This window comes from Adhaeribacter soli (assembly GCF_008727925.1).
GTDB classification, from domain to species: domain Bacteria; phylum Bacteroidota; class Bacteroidia; order Cytophagales; family Hymenobacteraceae; genus Adhaeribacter_A; species Adhaeribacter_A soli.
In genome coordinates, this window is the sequence record NZ_VTWT01000013.1 from 1 (window position 1) to 20,288 (window position 20,288).

The following is a 20,288-nucleotide window of genomic DNA, read 5'->3' on the forward strand; positions in this document are numbered from 1 at the left end:
ATTCAACCCAATACAAACACTTTTTTAAATCCCCCTCAAATTTTTAACTTGATCCTTGATCCACTTGATCCCCCATTATTTAAGGAAATTTATAAACGCCTGAAAACAAAAAAGCACTTCCGAAATTTTCAGAAGTGCTTTTCTATTTTTTTTTGAGCCCCCAGTCGGAATCGAACCAACGACCTACTGATTACAAGTCAGTTGCTCTACCAGCTGAGCTATGGAGGCTTCTATCTCACAGGCGCTGCCCGTTTTGATGATGCAAAATTACTACCCTGTTTTGAATTTACAAATTTTACCGGATACTTTTTTTCGTTTTAAATTAAAAAAACACCAAAAACAAACAGCGTCAACCATTTGGGTTTCCGGAAAACAGTATCCTTTACGTAAGAAAAACCCATTCAACTAATCATTTCCATTCCCATAATCAGGCTTAAATTATTGCGGAGCTTAATTTCAAAGAAATCGCCATGCTTTGAATTCAAAATGCACCCGCATACAAAACAACGTAAGTCAGGAAAGTATGGGATAATCAGAGGAGGTTTTCTAATTTTGTGAACAGGTTTTAAATGTTGCCAGTGAAAAGGGGGGCTTGTCAATTGTCAGCAAAGCTGGCAAACAGGGCAGCGTTTCCAGCAACTTTATTGTTAAGTAAAGAGAATTAAAACCGAAGCCCAAAACCAGTTCCGGTTGAATTTGAATGGTTCTGATAAAAAATACTTAATGGATACGATCAGCCTTGCAGTATTAGACGACCACCAGGTAGTAATTACCGGGTTAAAAAACATGCTTTCCGGCGTCCCGGAAATTACCGTAGCATTTGCTGACACAAACAGCAAGGCCTTAATTGAGTTTCTGGAGGTTATCCAAACCGACGTACTGCTGCTCGACATCCAGATGCCGGAAACTTCCGGCATTGACCTTTGCAAACAAATCCGGAAGACGCACCGGAAAATTAAAATCATTGCTTTCAGCAGCTTTGGCGAACCGCATTATGTGAAGCAAATGATGCGGGCCGGCGCTTCAGGTTATCTGCTGAAAAATGCCGACCAGGAAACCCTCGTAAAAGCAATAAGAACGGTGGCAGCCGATGGGGAATTTATTGATGAAACCGTGAAGAAACTTTTATTGCAGGAAAGCCTTTCCGGTTCCAAAAGGTCGGTTTACGAGATTCCGCTTACCAAAAGAGAAAAGGAAATTTTAAAGCTCATTGCCGAAGAAAACACGAATCAGGAAATTGCCGATAAACTTTTTCTGAGCCTACGCACCGTAGAAACCCACCGCTTTAACCTTACCCAGAAACTGGAAGCTAAAAACACGGCTTCCCTGGTAAAAGAAGCTATAAAAAGAGGCATTATCGACTAAGGGCCGCTACTGATTCTCTTATCTTTTTCCGAATCAGAAGAATTTTTGCTTAAGCTCTTCCGAGTTCAGTGCTGATGCTTTTTCGTTTTTCCTGCCATTAAAAAAAGAATTGTCTGAACACTATTTTCAGGACTGAAAAGACAGACAGGATTTAAGTTTAGATTAGAATTTATTCTAACTTGAGCATAGCGTTTTTAAGCTAAAGAATGGCTTATAAGTAGGGTGCGTTTTACAAAGTTTTTAAACTCACCAATCGCTTAAAGCGGCACCTTTAACTACTCAAAAAGAAGCTATTTCAAGATGGCTGTCATGTTGAGCACAAGTGAGCGCGAGGGAGCACGAAACTTGCGAGCGTAGCTCTGAAAAAACTTGTCGGCAACTGGTAAAACTGTTAAATCTGGCTTTTGTGCAGAAAGCCAATGAGGTCCTTCACTATCAACCAAGATGACAGTTTTTTGAACTTTTCCAACTCCCCTACTCATGTTGCTCCGCATTCGTAGCAATTCTTCCGTCGAAAAACCATTCCCATCATTCAATCACACAAATCAAATAAATCATAGTTCAGACAAAAAGCGCTTAAGTAGTACTACGTAATTTTATTTTTCAGTTTTTCCCCGGAAGTTTCGCGCCTGGCAGCCTCCTACTTTTGCTAAGTAAATAAACCAGAAGCAAACATGGAAAAAGGGACACGCAATTCATTGAACTTTATATTTTTCCCGGATCTGCAGCCGGACAGATTCCCCATATGGCTAATCGGAATTACCGAAACCGGATGCAATATTATCGGTCCTGTCATTCGGAAGGAAGGTCTAAACTAATCTCAACCTACCAGTTAAATAGCGCTTTCAATCAGGTTGTTTGCCCAATGAAGTTACCGGCCCTTCTTTAAAAATAACCTGCCCTTACTAACACTCTCTTTTAATCCTCCGGACTCCATGTCTGTTGCACCGCTATCCAAAATACTTAATGCTCTCAACAAATAACGCCTAATTTCTGACCCTATCTGCAGCCAGGTTATACCTGGTTTATTTCGAATTAATGACGAAACAATTTCACTCAGTTCAAATTTAAAACCCTTTACGAAAAGTATGAAACCTATGAAGAACTTCTTATTTGCTTTTGCAGCTTCGTCCCTGCTGCTCTCTTCTTGCGGAAAAGACGACGAAGATCCGAAACCGCAACCTCAAAATCCCAATCCACCGGTTACCGCCCATGCAGTAACCCTGGAAAGTGATATAACCCAGAACACCACGCTGGAAGACAGAATTACTGACCCGAATTTCCCGGACTATATTGTTAACAAAGACATTGCAGTTTATGGCGAATTAACGATTAAACCAGGCGTGGTAATTGCTTTTGCAGAAGATGTTTCCATGCTTATTGCTGAAGATGGAGCTATATTTTCCCGCGGGGAGGCAACCAAAAAGGTTCGGTTTACAGGAAAAATAGCCCAAAAAGGCTACTGGGCTGGGCTCGATATTTATTCGATAAACAGCCATAACGAATTACTCCATACTGAGATTCTGAATGCGGGAAGTATTCCGGGTACCGACAACGTTAAAGCCAATGTTATTCTGGAAGAGGATGCCCGGCTGAACATCCGCAACTCGTTGATATCAGGAAGCGGCGGTTATGGTTTGTACTTACGCGATGAATCGCTGCTTTTAAATTTTTCGGAAAACACGTTAAGTAACAACAACGAGGCTCCCTTAAAACTTTTAGCTGACAATGTGCAGAAACTTGATGCGGCTTCGTCCTTTTCGCAGGGCAACAATCGAAATGTAATTGAAGTGATGCGTTCCTGGATTAACGGAACTGGTGAAGTTGTCTGGCCGGCTTTTAACGACAATACACCGTATCGTTTTATGGGTTCCATAAGTGTACAAACAGGCTGGAAGCTGCTTCCGGGCGTTACTATTGAAGTTAAACCGAACGAAGAATTTGAGATTGGAAGTAATGGTTACATGCATGCCGCTGGAACCACAGCCCGCAAAATAACCATTACCGGCGTAGACAAAACAGTAGGATCTTGGAATGGGTTTATTTTTTATTCCAGAAGCTCGATGAACGTAATTGAAAATGCTGAGATTAAATATGCCGGAGGCCAGCCGATGCTTTCAAATACAAAGGCTGCCATCACGATTACGGATCATTCCAGCCTGAGTATCCGGAATTCGGCGCTAACCCACAGCGGGGGCCACGGCATTCATGTTAATGGTCTTGGTCAGATCAATTCAGATGTGGCAACCTCTAATACCTTTACTTCCAATACCCTGAGCGATGTCATTTATACCCAATAATACTTTTCGTAGTGCCTGGTTAAGTTGAGTGTTAATCTATGGTAGAAAGTAAAAAACTGTCCGGAGCATTTCGGGCAGTTTTTTTTAATCCTATTCTTTTTGATCAAGAAAGCAGCGCTGCTAACAATTCTGAACAAACAGCTTAGCCCAATCAAGGCCTCTTTTTTAAACTTGGAATATTCAGTTTTGGGCTTGGGGAGGCCATTCCATTCAGAAAACTAAGCAACAAGAAAAGCAATGGCATGTTCCGGTAATTGCTTTTACAGAGCAAAATAGAATTACCCCAAGATATTTTTTAAATACCATGGCCCACAATTCCCCCTAAAATCACCATACTTTTTTTCTACCTGAAGCTCATCCATCTCAAAAATCGCCCACTAGGCACAAGCAGTTCAATCAAACACTAAACACAATCACATTTTATGTACACCACAAAAACCTTGTTAGCAAGGCGGCTCAGATTCTTAATCTGCTTCTTTATTTTATTACCCGCAACTTTATCAATCAACGCCTCCGGCTACGCCGATCCTCCCGAGTTTATTCGCACCAATACAATTGACCTAAAAAGGACGCAAACTAAAAGCAATAGTAAGGAATACCTTTTTGAAATAAACAAAGGAGAGCAATTTTACGTCGATATTAATATCAGGTTAAAGAGCTTCCAGATGCAGCCATCAATAAGCTTATTTGCGCCCGCTTCCGCTCAGGTTACCGGTTCCGTAGTTATTTCCGGTTCAGATTTTACTAGCGCTACCGCTGTTAGTTTTAACGGCACGCCGGCACTAAGCTTTACAGTCAACTCTTCTACACAAATTACCGCAATTGTTCCTTATTGTGCTACTACCGGGGCTATAAGCGTGGTCACGCCCAGCGGAACAGCGATCAGCTCCGGTAGCTTTACCGTTTTACCAGATGTAACCATGAGCGTTGGTAAAACCCAGATCTGTAATGGGGATGGAGTGCTGATTACGGCAACTTCTTCTTTAAATACTTCCGGCACTGCTCTGAATTTCGATGGAGCGGGCCAGTATGTTAATGTTCCTTCCTTCAACCTCAACAACGATGGCCGCGCCATTACGGTAGAGTTTTGGGTTAATATACCAAGCACCGTTACCGGAAACCGAACCGTTTTTGCAGCCACCAACACAAACTCCAAAATCTTCCACGCCATGATACCGGCCAACAACCGAAAAGATCTTGCCTGGAACTATGGAAACGTACTGGCTGCCGGCCGGCTTTCAACCGACTTTACGCCTTACTTCAATAAATGGACCCATGTTGCGCTGGTTTCGGCCGGAAGATTAGGGAGCTTTAAAGCTATTTATATCAACGGCGTGGAAGTAGCCCGCGACAACGGACTTTCGGAAGGTGCGATTACCAACGGAACCACCATGCTTAAGATCGGGGATGATGTTTCCTCAACCATAAGAACATATTTCAGGGGCAGCCTGGATGAATTCAGGATCTGGGATAAAGTGCGTTCACCTCAAGAAATTCAGCGGGACATGCATGCCATTGTACCTGCCTCAACTCCAAACCTGATAACTTACTGGCGGTTCGATGAAGGTAGCGGTACTAAAATATCCCACATTTCCGGGACCAACCTTGACGGTACGTTAACTGCCGGCAGCGCTACCGGTGTGCCTGTCTGGCAAGCTTCCGGAGCGGGCCTGCAACCGCATATCAGCTGGAGCCCGGCAGCTTCGCTTAGCAGCGCGTCAGGAGCTACCGTAACGGCTTCGCCTTCGGCAACAACCACCTATACCGCTACGGCAACTTATCCCAATGGCTGCACCCGATCAATTGCTCAAACCATCAGCGTTAGCCAGACCGGAACCTTTACGGGGACAGCCAGCTCCGACTGGAACGATGTGGCGAACTGGTGCGGCGGTTTGCCAACTGCTGCTACGGATGTAATTATTCCTGCCAATGCGGTTAATATGCCCCAGGTTAGCACAATCGCTAATTGCCGAAATCTAACCATAGAAAACGGGGCTACCCTTTCCCTTATTAATGGTGCGGATTTAAAAGTTAACGGCACTTTTACCCCTTCCGGGACTTTTACGCACACAGATGGTACCATTGCTTTTACGGCGGCTTTCGGAACCCAGTACATTCCTTCGCTCATATACCATAACCTGGTTATTAGCGGAAAAAATGCAATAAAGGAACTGCAGGGCGATATAGAGGTAACTGGCAACCTGGTTTTAACCGGTAGCCCTCTTGCCTTTACCTTTAACCTTTCTCGTTACAACGTACTACTAAGAGGCGACCTGACGCTGGGCGGTTCCCAAAGCGGTACCGGCTTTATAATTCTGCAGAACAGCGCCATTAGGTCAATTAATATTTTTAATAACAATCTTGAACATAGCATCAATTTCGAAATTGATAATCCGGCTGGGGTGCAGTTAAATTCAGACCTTATCCTGAACGGAAACCTGGTATTCAAAAGCGGTATTATGTCTGGCAACTCTATCATCTTAAATGGTAACCTTACCGGGGAAGATATTACGACCCATTTCAAAGGAAAAATAACTAAAACTTTGGCTATTTCCGGCCCCGGCACCTATTCTTTCGACGATATGGGGTTGCTTTTCGATAACGTTGGCAGCGGCAACTGGGGAAAGGTTACGGTTTCGCGCTACAACGGAGTACCGGTTCAGAATCCGCGGGATAAAAATAAAGAGAGCATAAGCCGGCAATGGCTGATTTCTCCGGAAATTCCTGCAAACACTGCAGTAGATCTTACTTTCACCTGGCTGAGTTCCGATGACAACGGCAAAGATTTTTCGACCGGAGAAGGTCAGGTCTGGAAAAGCAACGATGCTGGCGCAAACTGGATCCCTATCGAAGAGTTGAAAGCTATTACTAGTAACGGCAACATGCGAAGCATTAAAGTTTCCACCAAATCATTTTCTTCCTGGACCATTTCGGATATTAATTCCCCGCTCCCTGTTACCTGGTTGTCGTTTTCCGGAAAAAACACGCACGCTGGAGTTCTGCTGGAATGGCAAACTGCAACCGAAGAAAACAGCAGCAATTTTATAGTGGAGCGCGCAACCGACGGCAAGGAATTTAAGCCAGTTGGGGAAGTTGCTTCCGCCGGAAACAGCCACCATATCCGGTCTTACCAGTTTACCGACGAAACTGCAGCCAAAATCCCCATTCTTTATTACCGACTTAAGCAGCATGACTATGATGGCACTTACAATTATTCGAAAATAATTACGGTACCTGCCCCCTTTAGGGTTGTTGATTTTGTTCAAGCTTATCCGAATCCATGTAGTCGGGAGCTCCACCTAAGATTTCAAAACCCAGTAGCAGGGGCCGTTAAAGTTGAACTACTTGATCTGAATAACCAGGTACGAAGCAGCTTTCTGATTAAACCGGATAAAAAAGACCAGGTCCTGGAGTTGCCGCATTTACCGCAGGGTATCTATTTACTTCGAACTACCTACAGCGATCAGATATTGGTAATGAAGATCATAAAACAGTAGCGTATGTTTACCGGAGTCCGCTAATTTCCATTATTAACTTCCATCATAAATTGTCTGTTTATAAATCTCTAAGCCTGCTGGATTAGAGATTTATTTTTACCTGAAAGCAGAAATTAAAATAAAGCAGGAGTTGTTTGCTCATGTTGTAGCATTAAAACACAACTTACGCAACTCTTCATTCACAACTTTATGCCTCCTTTTTAGTAAACTTGGCACAATAAAGTTCCTCCGGGTTTTCGAAAGTCCGGTTCTCAACGCATGACCAAAAATTCAGATAATTCACTATCTAATAAATTTACCGGCTTTGTGCAGGTGCGCGGCGCCCGCGAACACAACCTTAAAAATGTAAGCCTCGATATTCCGCGCGATGCCCTGGTGGTTTTTACCGGCGTTTCCGGCTCCGGAAAATCTTCCCTCGCGTTTGGTACGCTTTACGCCGAAGCCCAGCGCCGCTACCTCGAATCCGTTTCGCCGTATGCCCGTCGTTTGTTTCACCAGATGGCCGTGCCGGAAGTGGATGATATTGAGGGCCTGCCACCGGCGGTAGCTCTTCAGCAGCAACGCGGTACCCCAACTACCCGCTCTTCGGTAGGCAGCGTAACCACGCTTTCCAATTTATTCCGGATGCTTTATTCCCGCGCCGGCGATTATCCCCCCGGTCAGCCCATTATTTACGCCGAAGCTTTTTCGCCCAATACCCCGGAAGGCGCCTGCCCGACCTGTCACGGTTTAGGAAGGATTTATGAAGTTACCGAACGCTCCATGGTGCCCGACGATTCGCTTACGATCCGGGAGCGTGCCATTGCGGCCTGGCCAACGGCTTGGGGCGGCCAGAACCAGCGCGACATATTAGTTACCCTGGGCTACAACGTAGACATTCCCTGGCGCGAGTTGCCGCAAAAAGACCGCGACTGGATCCTGTTCACCGAGGAGCAGCCCGTAGTTCCGGTTTATGCCGGTCTTAGTCCGGAAGAAACGCAGCGCGCCCTGAAACGGAAACTGGAACCGAGCTACATGGGCACGTTTACCAGCGCCAAGCGGCACGTGCTCCACACCTTTGCCAACACCCAGAGCCCGCTCATGAAAAAACGGGCCTTGCAATTCATGCTTAGCAGCGACTGCCCCATGTGTCAGGGCAAGCGCCTCCGGCCCGAATCGCTTTCCGTAAAATTTGCCGGCTACGACATTGCCGATATTTCGCGCCTCCCCTTAAAACAACTGGCCGCGATACTGAAACCATACGCCGCCGGAACCGCCGAAGCAGAAGCTAAAATGATAGCTGAACACCCGGAAAAAGTAATGGTGATGCAGCGCATTGCCGAAGACCTGGTTTCCAGAATAGAAGTTTTGCTCGACCTTGGTTTGGGCTATCTGAATTTGGAACGGAGCACGCCTACCCTTTCGCCCGGCGAGCTGCAGCGCCTTCGCCTGGCTACCCAGGTGCGGTCTAATCTATTCGGCGTAGTCTATGTGTTGGATGAACCTTCCGCCGGTTTGCACCCCGCCGATACCCAGGCCTTACTGGCAGCCTTAAACAAACTGAAAAAAGCGGGCAATTCCCTGTTTGTGGTGGAGCACGAAGTGGAAGTGATCCGCAAGGCCGACTGGCTCGTAGACGTAGGTCCGGCAGCCGGCGACCGCGGCGGCGAGATCCTGTACAGCGGTCCGCCGGAAGGTTTGGCAAAGATCGAAACTTCTAAAACCCGGGAGTATATTTTCGGAAACCAGTATGTACCGCAACGCACGCCGCGCGAACCTCAAGGCTGGTTGCGCTTGGAAAACGTAACCCGGAATAATTTGCACAACGTAGAGGCTGCTTTTCCATTGGGCGTGCTGACTTCGGTTACCGGCGTGTCCGGGTCCGGAAAATCGAGCCTGGTAAGCCAGGTACTAGTTGAATTGGTTTCGGAATATTTAGGGCAGGAGCTGGAACCGGAAGAAGAAGAAACCGATGAATTGGTAAAGGCAAAACCAGCGCAGGAAACGAACGGAAAGATCGTTGCTGGCATGGAGAAAATCAGACGACTGGTGCGGGTAGATCAGAAACCGATCGGCCGGACACCGCGCTCCAACATGGCTACCTACACGGGTTTGTTCGACCACGTGCGCAAACTTTTTGCGGCTACCAAAGCGGCCAAAGCCCGGAAGTACGATGCCGGCAGGTTCTCCTTTAACGTGGCCAAAGGCCGGTGCGAAAATTGCCAGGGCGAAGGTTTTGTAATGGTAGAACTGCTTTTCCTGCCGAGCGTGTATGCGCCCTGCCCGGTTTGCCACGGCAGCCGTTTCAACGCCAAAACCCTGGAAATAACTTACCGCGATAAAAACATTGCCGAAGTCTTGCAGATGCGTGTAGATGAAGCCTGGGAATTCTTTGCCGAAGAACCGGCCATAAACCGTGCCTTAACCGTGCTCCGGGAAGTTGGGCTGGGTTATTTACGCTTAGGCCAGCCGGCTACGGAACTATCAGGCGGGGAAGCGCAACGCATAAAACTGGCCGCCGAACTGCAGCGCACCCAACGCGGTAATTCGCTCTACATCCTCGACGAACCCACCACCGGCCTCCACCCTTCCGACGTCGAAAAACTGATCGTGCAGCTCGACAATCTGGTGGAAGCCGGCAATACCGTAGTGGTAGTAGAGCACGATATGCACCTGGTAGCGTCCAGCGACTGGGTAATTGACATCGGCCCGGGAGCCGGCGAAGAAGGCGGTAGAATTGTTGCCGAAGGAACACCCGCTAAAGTTGCCAAATCGAAAGCAAGCCGGACGGCGCCATATCTGGCGGACTTTATGGGCATCTAACCGACCTGATTGGAAAACCATTTCTACGGGAAAACGAAGTGAAGCTGAAGTAACAGGAATTATAGAGGAAGAGGGATTCAAAGCGGAGCGGTTGTAAGAAATATGAAACCAATAAAAAGGCAGCTATTAAAGCTGCTTTTTTTACTGCCGTAACGTTATAAAGATAAAATTAATGCATGCCACAAAATTAAGCAGAGCAGTAACCTTTAACTTTATTTTGATAGCCAGTTTGTAAAGGTGGAATTTGCTAATCAAAAATCAACCGATTTTTCCAGATCTATTTATACCATTTTAGATTGATTTAAGCACATTATCAATAAAGATCCCTAAGGAATGTCCCCCTACAAACCTTTATTTGCTTCATCGCTTTTTTCCTTTCTAAGCAGAGAAAAATGGCTAACAGGTGACAGCTATCGGATACGAAATATATGGATCTTTAAACCAGGGCGAACAATTATTAGCCTAATACACGGTCAAGTTAATTACTGGAATTTGCTTAACGGGATTTGTAATCCCGTCTTAACCGAGCCGTGGGATTTGTAATCCCACTTTCTAAAAATTAACTTGACTATGTACCAGGCCAATCCGCAGATAGAAGACGGAACGCCGGTAAAAAAATAAGTGTTCTAAAGCAAAACTATTATCGCTATTCAGGGCTGAATTGCTTTGGTTTCAACTTCCTGAACGGTTCCTGAAGTTATTCTGACAGCGGAAATACACGAGCTTTTTCAGGTAAAGCGCATCTCGTTTTTTCCTTCTTTAAGGCTAATAAATTTCGAAACCCCATTACAAAATATTCAATGCATCATAAAATGAAAAACTATATAATATTAACCGGATTGTTCCTCGGCTTATTCACAGCATCCTGTTCCCAGCAAAAGCCTGAATCAGGCCAGGCCTCTTCTCCGGCAGAAGCTACCCAATCGGTAGCTTCAACGCACGCGCATGATCCGGCAACAAAAGCTTCAGAAGCAAACCCGATGACCGAAACCGGCCTGCCCAAAGACCTGGTCTGCATGGTAAATAACGCGTATATGGGCAAAAAACAGTTCCCGGTTCCTTTTGAAGACAAAATGTATTATGGCTGCTGCGAGATGTGCGTAAAAACCATTAAAAATGAACGTTCCGTCAGGTATGCCGTTGATCCGGTTTCAGGAAAGGAAGTAGATAAATCGGTAGCTTTTATCGCCCTGAAACCAGGCAGTTCTTCCGGGGAAGTGCAGTATTTCGAATCAGAAAAGAACTACCAGGCATCCCTCAACTAAGGCAGCTCAGCCAAATCTTGTAACAATCAGCTATAATCCTGTAACGCTTTCGGGAAGGCAAGGCGGTATCTTTGTAGAGAACTTAAAGGCACCTAATTATGAAAGAGCTGAAATTTAAAACCAATATCAATTGCGGCGGTTGCGTAGCCAATGTAACCCCATTTCTGAATAAGGCCGAAGGCATCAGCGAATGGAGCGTAGATACTACCAATGCCCAGAAAGTACTGACCGTAACTACTGAAAAACTGAATGAAGCGACCGTTATTGAGCTGGTAAAAGAAGCCGGTTATAAAGCAGAAAGCTTGTAAAAAATATCATGTAATAAAAAAGGGCTGCTAATGTAGCAGCCCTTTTTTATTTAAATTTCACTTCAGCTCTTTTCGCAAAAACTGCGCATTAATAGCTACAATAATGGTACTTAAACTCATCAGCACTGCTCCCACGGCCGGTGAGATCATGATGCCCCAGTTGTATAAAACCCCGGCCGCCAAAGGCAGGGCTATTACGTTGTAACCGGTGGCCCAGATCAGGTTCTGGATCATTTTGCGATAGGTGGCTTTGCCGAATAAAATAAGCGAAGCAATATCCTGCGGATTGCTGTTCACCAAAATAATATCGGCAGTCTCCGCGGCTACGTCGGTACCGGAACCTACGGCAATGCCTACGTCGGCCTGGGCAAGGGCGGGCGCATCGTTTACGCCGTCGCCGGTCATGGCTACGAATTCATTTTGAGCTTGCAGTTCTTTTACTTTTTCCTGTTTCTGGTGCGGCAGCACGTTGGCCATAAACCCGTCCACTTGCAGCTTGTCGCTTACATTCTGGGCAACGCGTTCGTTGTCGCCGGTTAAGAGCAGATTTTTGATGCCGTTCTTTTTCAAGACCGCAATGGCTTCCGCCGATTCATCCCGGATCTGATCCCGGAGCTTGATGTAGCCAACCGGTTGCTGATCTACCAGCACGTAAACCGCCGTTTCCACGCCTTCTTCCGCTTTATTTTCCGGTACGGCAATTTTAAATTCCTGAATATAATTCGGACCTACCACTTTTACGTCCTTTCCTCCTACCGTTCCTTCCAGGCCTTTTCCGGGCAGGTAATGAAAGTTTTCGGAAGCCGGAACCGTGATATTTTGTTCTTTGGCTTTGCGTAAAATTCCCTGCGAAATGTAATGTTCCGAGTGTTGTTCCACGCCCGCCGCCAGCCGCAGCATTTCCGTTTCGGTTATTGCATTGTTGAAGGTAACAACTTCGGCCACTTCGTGGGAACCTTTGGTAAGCGTACCGGTTTTATCGAAAATAATGGTCGTGATCATGCGGGAATTTTCAAATGCGGTCCGGTTGCGGATGAGTAAACCATTTCGGGCCGAAACCGCCGTAGAAATGGCCACCACTAACGGCACAGCTAACCCTAAGGCATGCGGACAGGAAATGACCATTACGGTTACCATGCGTTCCAGGGCAAAAGCAAATTCAGCGCCCAGCATGAGCCAAACGGCCAGGGTGGCAAAACCGGCAAACAGGGCCACGTAGGTTAGCCATTTGGCCGCTCTATCGGCCAGGTTCTGGGTTTCCGATTTTGTTTTCTGGGCTTCCTGCACCAGGTTAATTACTTTGTTCAGGTAGCTGTCTTTGCCCGTATTCTGCACCCGCACCTGCAGGGATCCATTGCCATTTATAGAGCCGCCGATCACTTTATCGCCTTTTACTTTCTGGGCCGGTTTGCTTTCGCCGGTCAGCATGCTTTCGTTCAGGTAACTTTCGCCGCTTTCCACCAAACCGTCGGCGGGTACTTTTTCGCCGGGCTTTACCTGGATAAGGTCGTCTTTCTGCAGTTCCGAGATCGGGATGTTGACCATCTGCCCGTTCCGTATCACGTGGGCTTCGGAAGGCATCATGCTTACGAGCAGTTCCAGGGCTTTGGAAGCGCCCATTACCGATTTCATTTCGATCCAGTGGCCCAGCAACATGATCACGATAAGCGTAGCCAGTTCCCAGAAAAAGTCCATGCCTTTCAAGCCGAACACGATGGCAGTGCTGTACACGTAAGCTACCGTGATAGCCACCCCGATCAGGGTCATCATGCCCGGTGCCCCTTTCTTTACTTCATCTTTCAGACCGGTTAAAAAAGGCCAGCCGCCATAAAAGAAAATAACGGATGAAAGCAGAAAAGCAATGTAACCGGCATACGGCACTTCCAGGGTATACCCCAGAATGTGCTGCACCATGGGGCTCAGCACAATAACCGGCACCGATAAAACCAGCGAGATCCAGAACCGCTTTTTAAAGTCATCGATCATCATGGCGTGATGGTCGTGGCCGTGTTCGCCGTGCCCACCCGCTTTTTCGTGGGCATGCACTGTTTTTTCGGCCAGATCGGTTTTTACTTTATTGTTAGCTTTATGAGCGGCATGATCTTCCGGATGATGATGGTGCTGATGCGAATGATCCATATTTATTCAGAAGTATGTACTCCAGAAAAGTATACAGCTAACTTTAAATTTTATTTATTTAACCGGTGCAAAATATGCTTCATCTGCCTGATCTCTTTTTCCTGGGCTTCTATAATATCCTCCGAGAGCTTTTTAAGTTCCGGGTCTTTTAAGTCAGCATTTTTGCTTACCATAATGGCTGACGAATGGTGCGGGATCATTGCTTTCATATATTGCTGATCATTAACCGGAATCTGCTTTCGCAAGAAAGTTAAGGTCAGGACAAATACAAGCAGCGCAGAAACCATAATTAAGCGGTTCAGTTTCTTATGCTTATACATCATCGGCATCATAAGCAGCATGAGTATTGCCATCGGAGATACCATGAGCAGAGTCATATACGTCCGGGAAAGGCTTAAATAAATATGGTCGGTTTCCGCCACGTTCAGGAACATAACGGCATACATTATCAGGAAAGACAAAGCCAGCATGAGGGCAAACTTTTTGTAATTTCCGGCATCCATAGTATGGTTTTCCATCTTTTGGGGTTTAAAGGGTTTGCATTAAATCGGTTTAAACAGGGCTAAATTTTCCTAAACGCTACCCGGTTAATAAATAAAAGTAATCCCAGCGCCGTACTTCATATCGCTGTCGTAATGCGTGGAAATGGCAAAATGCCGGGTAACCAGATATCGTAAACCGGCCATGTATTCCTTATCCGAATTTCCCATCAGGTTCAGGCGTAAGCGGTTGGTTAGCGGAATATCTTCCCTTCGTAACTGAAACCGGAACTTGCCTTCACTGTCTACCCGGGCTTCGGCCAGCACCAGCATGGGCAGCATATACTGTACGCCGGCTACCACTGCTTTGCGGTTATTCTGGTTGCTGGTTTGGCCTAATAGCGTTTCTTCCGGCTGGTTCACTACGCTGTTGTGGTGGTAATCGAAACCGATGAACGGAAAGAGCCATTGCATTTTCCCGAAATACCGGCCCAGGTACGTTTCACTTTCCAGACCGTATTCTTTTTTGAAGCCGATCCGCCATTCGGTGGTAGCTTGCCAGCGGGTACTGCCGAGCATAAGCTCGCCATCGCTGCCGTTGCTTTCTATGCCTACCTGGGCCGATGGCAGCACCATGCGCTCTTCCATGTTCAGCATTTTCCAGGACATTTTCGGGTCCTGCAGTTCCGGATTGGGCGGGGAATTCTGATAGGAAAATACCCGCCCCATACCTGCCATCATGTGGTAGAGAATGTGGCAATGAAAAAACCAGTCGCCGCTTTCGAAGGCCGCAAATTCCAGGGTATCGGTTTCCATGGGCATAATGTCGATCACATTTTTTAAAGGCGCATATTCTCCCTGGCCGTTCAGCACCCGGAAATCGTGGCCGTGCAAATGCATGGGGTGGCGCATCATGGAATTGTTATACATGATGATCTTCACGTTCTCCCCCTTTTTGATCAGAATTTTATCCGATTCCGATACCGTTTTGTTGTCGATGGTCCAGACGTAGCGGTTCATGTTGCCGGTTAGCTCGAAGCGCAGCACTTTTTCGGGCCCGGTTTTTAACGTGGTTTTCTCGGTTGCCCGGAGCATGGCGTAATTCAGGGTTACCAGGTTTTCGTCGCTTGCAGCCATATTATGCCCCGCGTGGCTCTGCATTTCGTGGCCTTGCATTTGGTGGCCTTGCATAGCATGATCGGTGCGCGTGGTATCGGTTTTTTGGCCGTTTGGCATAGCGTTTCCGGCCGCCGGTTTTAAAGTTTCTTTCGCTTTTTTCCTGCCTTCCTCTTCGCCGGTAATTTCCGGGTACATTACCGCATTCATGTCCATCTGTTGCAGGCTCATTTGCATGCCCATGGGTTCCATGTCGCCGTTCATTTTCATCATGCCGTTCATCATCTTCATGCCCTCGAAATATTTGAGACGGCCTAAAGGTTCGGCCGGCATTTTGTGGCCGCTGCCCAGCCACAACGAAGTGGAATGGGTGCGGTCTTCGGCGGTGGCTAAAAATTCGTACTGCATATCCTCCGGAATGGTAACGAGCAGATCGTAGGTTTCGGATGGCGCAATAATGAGGCGGTCTACTTCCACGGGTTCAACATCGTTACCATCGTTAGCCACCACCGTTATTTTTCCGCCGGAATACGTGAGCCAGAAATACGTGGAAGCGCCGCCGTTCACCACCCGCAATTTTACCTGGTCGCCGCCTTTGAATTGGGGTTGATCGTTTGCTGGCTTGCCGTTGGTCAGGAATTTTTCGTAGGCCACGTCGCTCACGTCCATGGCCAGCATGCGCTTCCATTCGTTGGTGAGCTTGGTTTTAAAATGCCCTTTCCGGATCGCTTCGGCATACGCCTGGGTAGCGCCTTTCTGAATTCCGAACCAGTCGTTGGCCGTACGCAAATAGCGGTGCACTTCCTTCGGGTTCATATCGGTCCAGTCGCTTAAAACAACCGGAATGGCGGGAATTTCGGGTTCGTTTACTTTTATAAAGATCAGGGCCCCGTACATGCCGCTTTGTTCCTGGAAAGCGCTGTGGCTATGATACCAGTACGTGCCGTTCTGAATGACTTTAAATTTATAGAGATAGGTGCTGTGCGGTTTAATGGGTTTCTGCGTAAGCCAGGGCACGCCGTCGAAGCGGTTAGGCAGGAAAACGCCGTGCCAGTGAATGGTAGTTTCTTCATCCAGATTATTATGCACGTAAATTTCGGCCGTATCGCCCTGGGTAAACGTTAAAGCCGGCGCCGGGATCTGCCCGTTAATGGCAATTGCTTTCTTTGGTTTGCCCGAATAATTTACTACCGTGTCTTTTACATACAGATCGTAGCGTACCGTTTTGGGTTGATAAGCCGGGCCAGGACTTTCGACTTTATGGCCAGCTTTTTCAACCGGTTCATTTTTTTCGTCTCCATTCTGAATCTGCGGTGCAGGTTTTTCTGCCTCTTTCCCTGCCGTTTTTCCGCCCTGAACTTTTGGTTTAACCGACGGTTTTGCTGCAGGTTTAGCCGGTTCTTTGGGCTTTGACTGGCTGGCTGGCTCCGGGTTTGGTTTTGGCGCAGGTTTAGGTACCGTTTTAGGTTGTTGTTTTACCAGCGCCATACCGCATTTCGGGCAGGTGCCGGGTTTGGTGCTTTGCACTTCGGGGTGCATCGGGCAAGTGTATATGGTAGATTGCTGTTGTGGTTTTGCCGGCATATTATGCCCCTCGTGCTGGGCAAAAGTTACCGGACCAAAACTTAAAAACAGCATGAGCGCCAGAATCTTTTTCATCTTTATTTTAGTTTTCAAAACCTTCCTGAATTTTTCAGACCGTGCTATCAAATTCATTTTTCCAATTTCTAATAGGTAACCTTGGGATAAGTGGGTATACGGAGGTAAAGCAATTAATAACTGACCATACGCAGCCGGGCTTGTCTGAACACGATTTTAAGGATTGATTGGATAGACAGGATTTTATTTCGGAAAGAAATAATTCAGGTTCAGAAGCGTGGAATGGTCATTGAAAGATAAAGTTGCGGTGGAAGCCGTTGAAAGTTTGTAACCTGCATGGTGCTTATTTCAGCACTTTCGTCTTTCTTTTTACTTCGCTTTTTAATTTCCTCCTTCCGCTCCGGTTCTTATTAATTCTTTTCCCGAAAAATCCTACAAATCATATAAATCCTAAAAATCATAGTTCAGACAAAAAGGCTGGAATAATATCATCTACAAAGGAAAGGTTTAACCAAGCCGTTGCCGTTACAGAATTTCAGATTTGTTTTGCAGGATTCGCTGCCGGTATGCTTTGGTAATTAAAAAGGGTAAAAATCAGGGCTGATACCTGAGAAAGTCACCATGGCGCAAGTGTTAAACGGAGCGTCACTTGGGCTTAAAGAACAAGAAGAAGTATTCAGACTTCAGTGCTAAAAAATGAAGAATTACATATTTGAATAAGTCCTCCTGATTTAGCAGGGTTGCATGAAAATGAAACGCCTCTGAGTTTGCAGGGTTTAGGTGAGGTCAACACCTTCCTGTTAACAATCAACTACCTTAAATTTCATCCCTTGCCATTCCAAAGAAAAACATGCATTAACCAGTTGCAGCATTTCAATATCACCGCATTTTACGCGCAGGTTTTTGTAATGCAGGAAGCATAGTAATCCGTCCCTTCTATTGCGGTTTTTTCTAATTTAAATTCCGAAGGATCGAGGTAAGTTTCGATAAAAGGCAGATCAGGGGCGTAATAAAAAGTACCGCCCGGTTTAAGGGCATTCAGGATTTCCATGTAGCGTTGCCCGTATTTTGCATAGTCGCCGTTTACCCGCAAATGGTGGTGCTGAAAGTGGTTCGAAAAGCCCAGATTACTGATAATGGTTCCCCATTTGCCGGGGATGAGATCGAACTCGAACCAATCTGCTTGAAAAAGAAATTCATCAGGCGTCACGTTCCGGTCTATCCCGAAAGCTTCCCGGCCCAATTTTCTGAGATGGTTTACCAGAAATGCCTGTTGTCCGCAGCCAAGGTCCAGCACCGGCTCCAATATTTTTCCGGGATCGATGTTCAAAACTTTTAACTGGGTCTGAGCAGCATATTCACCGCAAACAACTTCCTGTTTCAGATAAGGTTCCGCTGTTGAATAAAGGGTTCTGGCAAAAGGGTTGGAACTCCGGAGCCACCGTTGCAGCGCCCGGTAATGGCGAGGCGCCAAACTCGCCAGTGCATCCTCTTCCTCTCCGGCCGGGAGCTGCTTTATTTCGTGCAACAGTTTAAGATAGACCTTTTTAAGCGCCGTCCGATCGAAGCTATTGAAATAATAAAACTGATTGGCCTGGCACAAGGCCTCAATGGCCTTATTTACGAGGGAGTCTGCCAGGGTTTCTACCTCCAGATTGCTTACGTTTTTCAGGGCAGCCGAATTCTCCCGGATAAAAGCAAAGACAACCGGTGAAAAACCGAAGTTACTTAATTCCGGTTCGCAGAACAGGTTCTTTTTCCGGTTGAAAAGCAATTGTTTTTCGACGATGGGCAATAACGTTTCCAGCATGGCAGGGTTAGTGGAATGAGTTTAAAACACCTTCTTCTGCAGCTATTTTCAGGAGCTATGTCGCAGGAAAATTCCGGCAAAGAAAAGCTTATAATTTTCAAAAGCAATACAATTTACAGACGCTTCAGCCAGCAGCTATACAATTGAAATTTAGGGCCCGTAGTTTATATTTTAAAAACAAAAACCAGCTCTTGTTGCTTTTCAGCAGGAACTGATACCGTTTCAGGCATTCTTTCTCCGCGAAAAATACAGGTGCAGCAGCAAGGCTAAACAGGAAGTTGCCAGACCTACTCCTACCGCGCCGTTCCAGTGCCAGCGCTGCCAGGCCTGACTGGCCAGCCAAGTTCCCAGAGCGCCGCCTACAAAATAAGTACCCATATACACGGTATTCAGGCGGTTACGGGCTTGCGGGTTTAAACTGAAAATAAGCGTCTGGTTGCCTATGTGGGTAGCCTGCACGCCCAGGTCCAACAGGATTACGCCCAATACCAATCCGGTAATACTGGTACTGAAAATGCCAAAGATCAGGTAAGACAAAATGATTAGGAAAATAGCGCCGCTGATAATATGGCGGATATTCATTTTATCGCTAAGGCGGCCCATGACGGAAGCAGCGAGGGCACCGGCTGCCCCGACCAGACCGAAAGCGCCGGCCACTTCGCTGCCATAGCCGAAGGGCGGGGCTTGCAAAAGAAAAACCAAAGTCGTCCAGAAAGCGCCGAAAGCGGCAAAGCACAAACCACCCCGGACCGCTGCCAATCGCAGCACCGGTTCTTCCCGGATCAGGGTACCCAACGATCGCATCAGGCTTTTGTAATTCCCCTTGAAATCAGGGTGCACTTCCGGCAGCATAAAACAAAGGGCAACCCACAGCAGCACCATTAAACCCGCCGCGATCAGGAACATGGCCCGCCAACCCAGGTGCGCCCCCACAAAGCCGCTCAGCGTACGCGAAAGTAAAATACCGATCAGCAAGCCGCTCATGACAAATCCCAGCGCTTTGCCACGGGCTTCTGGTTTGGCCAGTTGCGCCGCCATGGGTACAAAAAGCTGGGGCACCACCGAAGAAATACCGATCAGCAAACTTGCGGCCATCAGGGTGTAAACGTTCGGGGAAAAAGCTGCCAGTACCAGAGAAAAAATGATCAGAACAAAATCGAGCAGGATGAGTTTTTTCCGGCGCAACATATCGCCCAACGGTACAATGAACACCAGGCCCAACGCATAGCCCACTTGGGTAAGCATGGCTATATTGCCAACCCTGGCCTCCGTGGTGCGGAAGGTCCGGGCTATTTCTCCCAGTAAAGGCTGGTTGTAGTAAATATTCGCCACCACCATTCCGGCGGAAATTGTCATGAGCCAGAGAATGGATAGGGTAAGTTCGGGGTGTGGCTTTGGGGCGTTGGCAGAATTCGGGATCAAGGGGAAGCGCTTTAAAGCTGCAAAGATACGGAGATTTAGTCTTGCTACTTACGGACAGGATTGTCTGAACACGATTTTAAGGATTGAAAAGAAAGACAGGAATTTATTTTCGCAAAGAATTAATACGAACCCGGGAAAAAGCAAGGAATGATTAAAAGAAAAAATTGCAGTGAAAGTCCTGGGAAA

General features: G+C 46.8%; 12 protein-coding genes and 1 tRNA gene. 7 read left to right on the plus strand and 6 right to left on the minus strand.

The window, feature by feature from the left end:
• Nucleotides 1-155: 155 nt before the first annotated feature.
• Nucleotides 156-228, minus strand: a tRNA-Thr gene (locus tag F0P94_RS18100).
• On the opposite strand from F0P94_RS18100, the gene F0P94_RS18105 reads away from it, so the two are divergent.
• The 7 genes from F0P94_RS18105 to F0P94_RS18135 all read left to right on the plus strand — a co-directional run bounded on the left by F0P94_RS18105 (nt 221) and on the right by F0P94_RS18135 (nt 11,537).
• Entirely contained in the window at nt 221-409 is a 189-nt protein-coding gene (locus F0P94_RS18105) for a hypothetical protein (RefSeq protein WP_150905722.1), read from the plus strand. The genes F0P94_RS18100 and F0P94_RS18105 overlap by 8 nt on opposite strands.
• 314 nt (nt 410-723) lie before the next feature.
• Nucleotides 724-1,365, plus strand: coding sequence for a response regulator (locus tag F0P94_RS18110; protein ID WP_150905724.1), 642 nt, complete (start codon nt 724-726; stop codon nt 1,363-1,365).
• Nucleotides 1,366-2,462: 1,097 nt separating this feature from the next.
• Entirely contained in the window at nt 2,463-3,665 is a 1,203-nt protein-coding gene (locus F0P94_RS18115; protein WP_150905726.1) for a hypothetical protein, read from the plus strand.
• Nucleotides 3,666-4,330: 665 nt separating this feature from the next.
• Entirely contained in the window at nt 4,331-7,162 is a 2,832-nt protein-coding gene (locus F0P94_RS18120) for a LamG-like jellyroll fold domain-containing protein (RefSeq protein WP_191907099.1), read from the plus strand.
• Between the two features lie 258 nt (nt 7,163-7,420).
• The gene (gene uvrA, locus F0P94_RS18125; RefSeq protein WP_150905730.1) at nt 7,421-9,964 is read left to right on the plus strand and encodes an excinuclease ABC subunit UvrA; all 2,544 of its coding nucleotides are present in this window, start codon (nt 7,421-7,423) and stop codon (nt 9,962-9,964) included.
• Nucleotides 9,965-10,776: 812 nt separating this feature from the next.
• Nucleotides 10,777-11,229: a hypothetical protein gene (locus tag F0P94_RS18130; RefSeq protein ID WP_150905732.1), complete on the plus strand. Its 453-nt coding sequence runs from the start codon at nt 10,777-10,779 to the stop codon at nt 11,227-11,229.
• A 98-nt stretch (nt 11,230-11,327) separates the two neighbouring features.
• Nucleotides 11,328-11,537, plus strand: a complete 210-nt coding sequence (locus F0P94_RS18135; RefSeq protein ID WP_150905734.1) for a heavy-metal-associated domain-containing protein — start codon at nt 11,328-11,330, stop codon at nt 11,535-11,537.
• Nucleotides 11,538-11,594: 57 nt separating this feature from the next.
• Here F0P94_RS18135 and F0P94_RS18140 read toward each other — a convergent pair whose 3' ends face one another.
• The 5 genes from F0P94_RS18140 to F0P94_RS18160 form a co-directional block, all read right to left on the minus strand.
• Nucleotides 11,595-13,676 (minus strand): copper-translocating P-type ATPase, encoded by a 2,082-nt coding sequence (locus F0P94_RS18140; protein ID WP_150905736.1) that lies wholly within the window; start codon nt 13,674-13,676, stop codon nt 11,595-11,597.
• 50 nt (nt 13,677-13,726) lie between these two features.
• Complete coding sequence (locus F0P94_RS18145; protein ID WP_225307280.1) at nt 13,727-14,194, minus strand: DUF305 domain-containing protein; 468 nt, start codon at nt 14,192-14,194, stop codon at nt 13,727-13,729.
• 69 nt (nt 14,195-14,263) lie between these two features.
• Nucleotides 14,264-16,930: a multicopper oxidase domain-containing protein gene (locus F0P94_RS18150; protein ID WP_150905738.1), complete on the minus strand. Its 2,667-nt coding sequence runs from the start codon at nt 16,928-16,930 to the stop codon at nt 14,264-14,266.
• An 829-nt stretch (nt 16,931-17,759) separates the two neighbouring features.
• Nucleotides 17,760-18,680: a class I SAM-dependent methyltransferase gene (locus F0P94_RS18155; RefSeq protein ID WP_150905740.1), complete on the minus strand. Its 921-nt coding sequence runs from the start codon at nt 18,678-18,680 to the stop codon at nt 17,760-17,762.
• Between the two features lie 222 nt (nt 18,681-18,902).
• Nucleotides 18,903-20,102, minus strand: a complete 1,200-nt coding sequence (locus F0P94_RS18160; RefSeq protein ID WP_225307281.1) for an MFS transporter — start codon at nt 20,100-20,102, stop codon at nt 18,903-18,905.
• Nucleotides 20,103-20,288: the final 186 nt, after the last annotated feature.

Coding starts and splice junctions, on each gene's coding strand:
- F0P94_RS18130 (WP_150905732.1), top strand. CDS start 10,777: ATGAAAAACTATATAATATTAACCGGATTGTTCCTCGGCTTATTCACA.
- F0P94_RS18150 (WP_150905738.1), bottom strand. CDS start 16,930: ATGAAAAAGATTCTGGCGCTCATGCTGTTTTTAAGTTTTGGTCCGGTA.
- F0P94_RS18110 (WP_150905724.1), top strand. CDS start 724: ATGGATACGATCAGCCTTGCAGTATTAGACGACCACCAGGTAGTAATT.
- F0P94_RS18135 (WP_150905734.1), top strand. CDS start 11,328: ATGAAAGAGCTGAAATTTAAAACCAATATCAATTGCGGCGGTTGCGTA.
- uvrA (WP_150905730.1), top strand. CDS start 7,421: ATGACCAAAAATTCAGATAATTCACTATCTAATAAATTTACCGGCTTT.
- F0P94_RS18155 (WP_150905740.1), bottom strand. CDS start 18,680: ATGCTGGAAACGTTATTGCCCATCGTCGAAAAACAATTGCTTTTCAAC.
- F0P94_RS18105 (WP_150905722.1), top strand. CDS start 221: ATGGAGGCTTCTATCTCACAGGCGCTGCCCGTTTTGATGATGCAAAAT.
- F0P94_RS18115 (WP_150905726.1), top strand. CDS start 2,463: ATGAAGAACTTCTTATTTGCTTTTGCAGCTTCGTCCCTGCTGCTCTCT.
- F0P94_RS18120 (WP_191907099.1), top strand. CDS start 4,331: ATGCAGCCATCAATAAGCTTATTTGCGCCCGCTTCCGCTCAGGTTACC.
- F0P94_RS18140 (WP_150905736.1), bottom strand. CDS start 13,676: ATGGATCATTCGCATCAGCACCATCATCATCCGGAAGATCATGCCGCT.
- F0P94_RS18145 (WP_225307280.1), bottom strand. CDS start 14,194: ATGGAAAACCATACTATGGATGCCGGAAATTACAAAAAGTTTGCCCTC.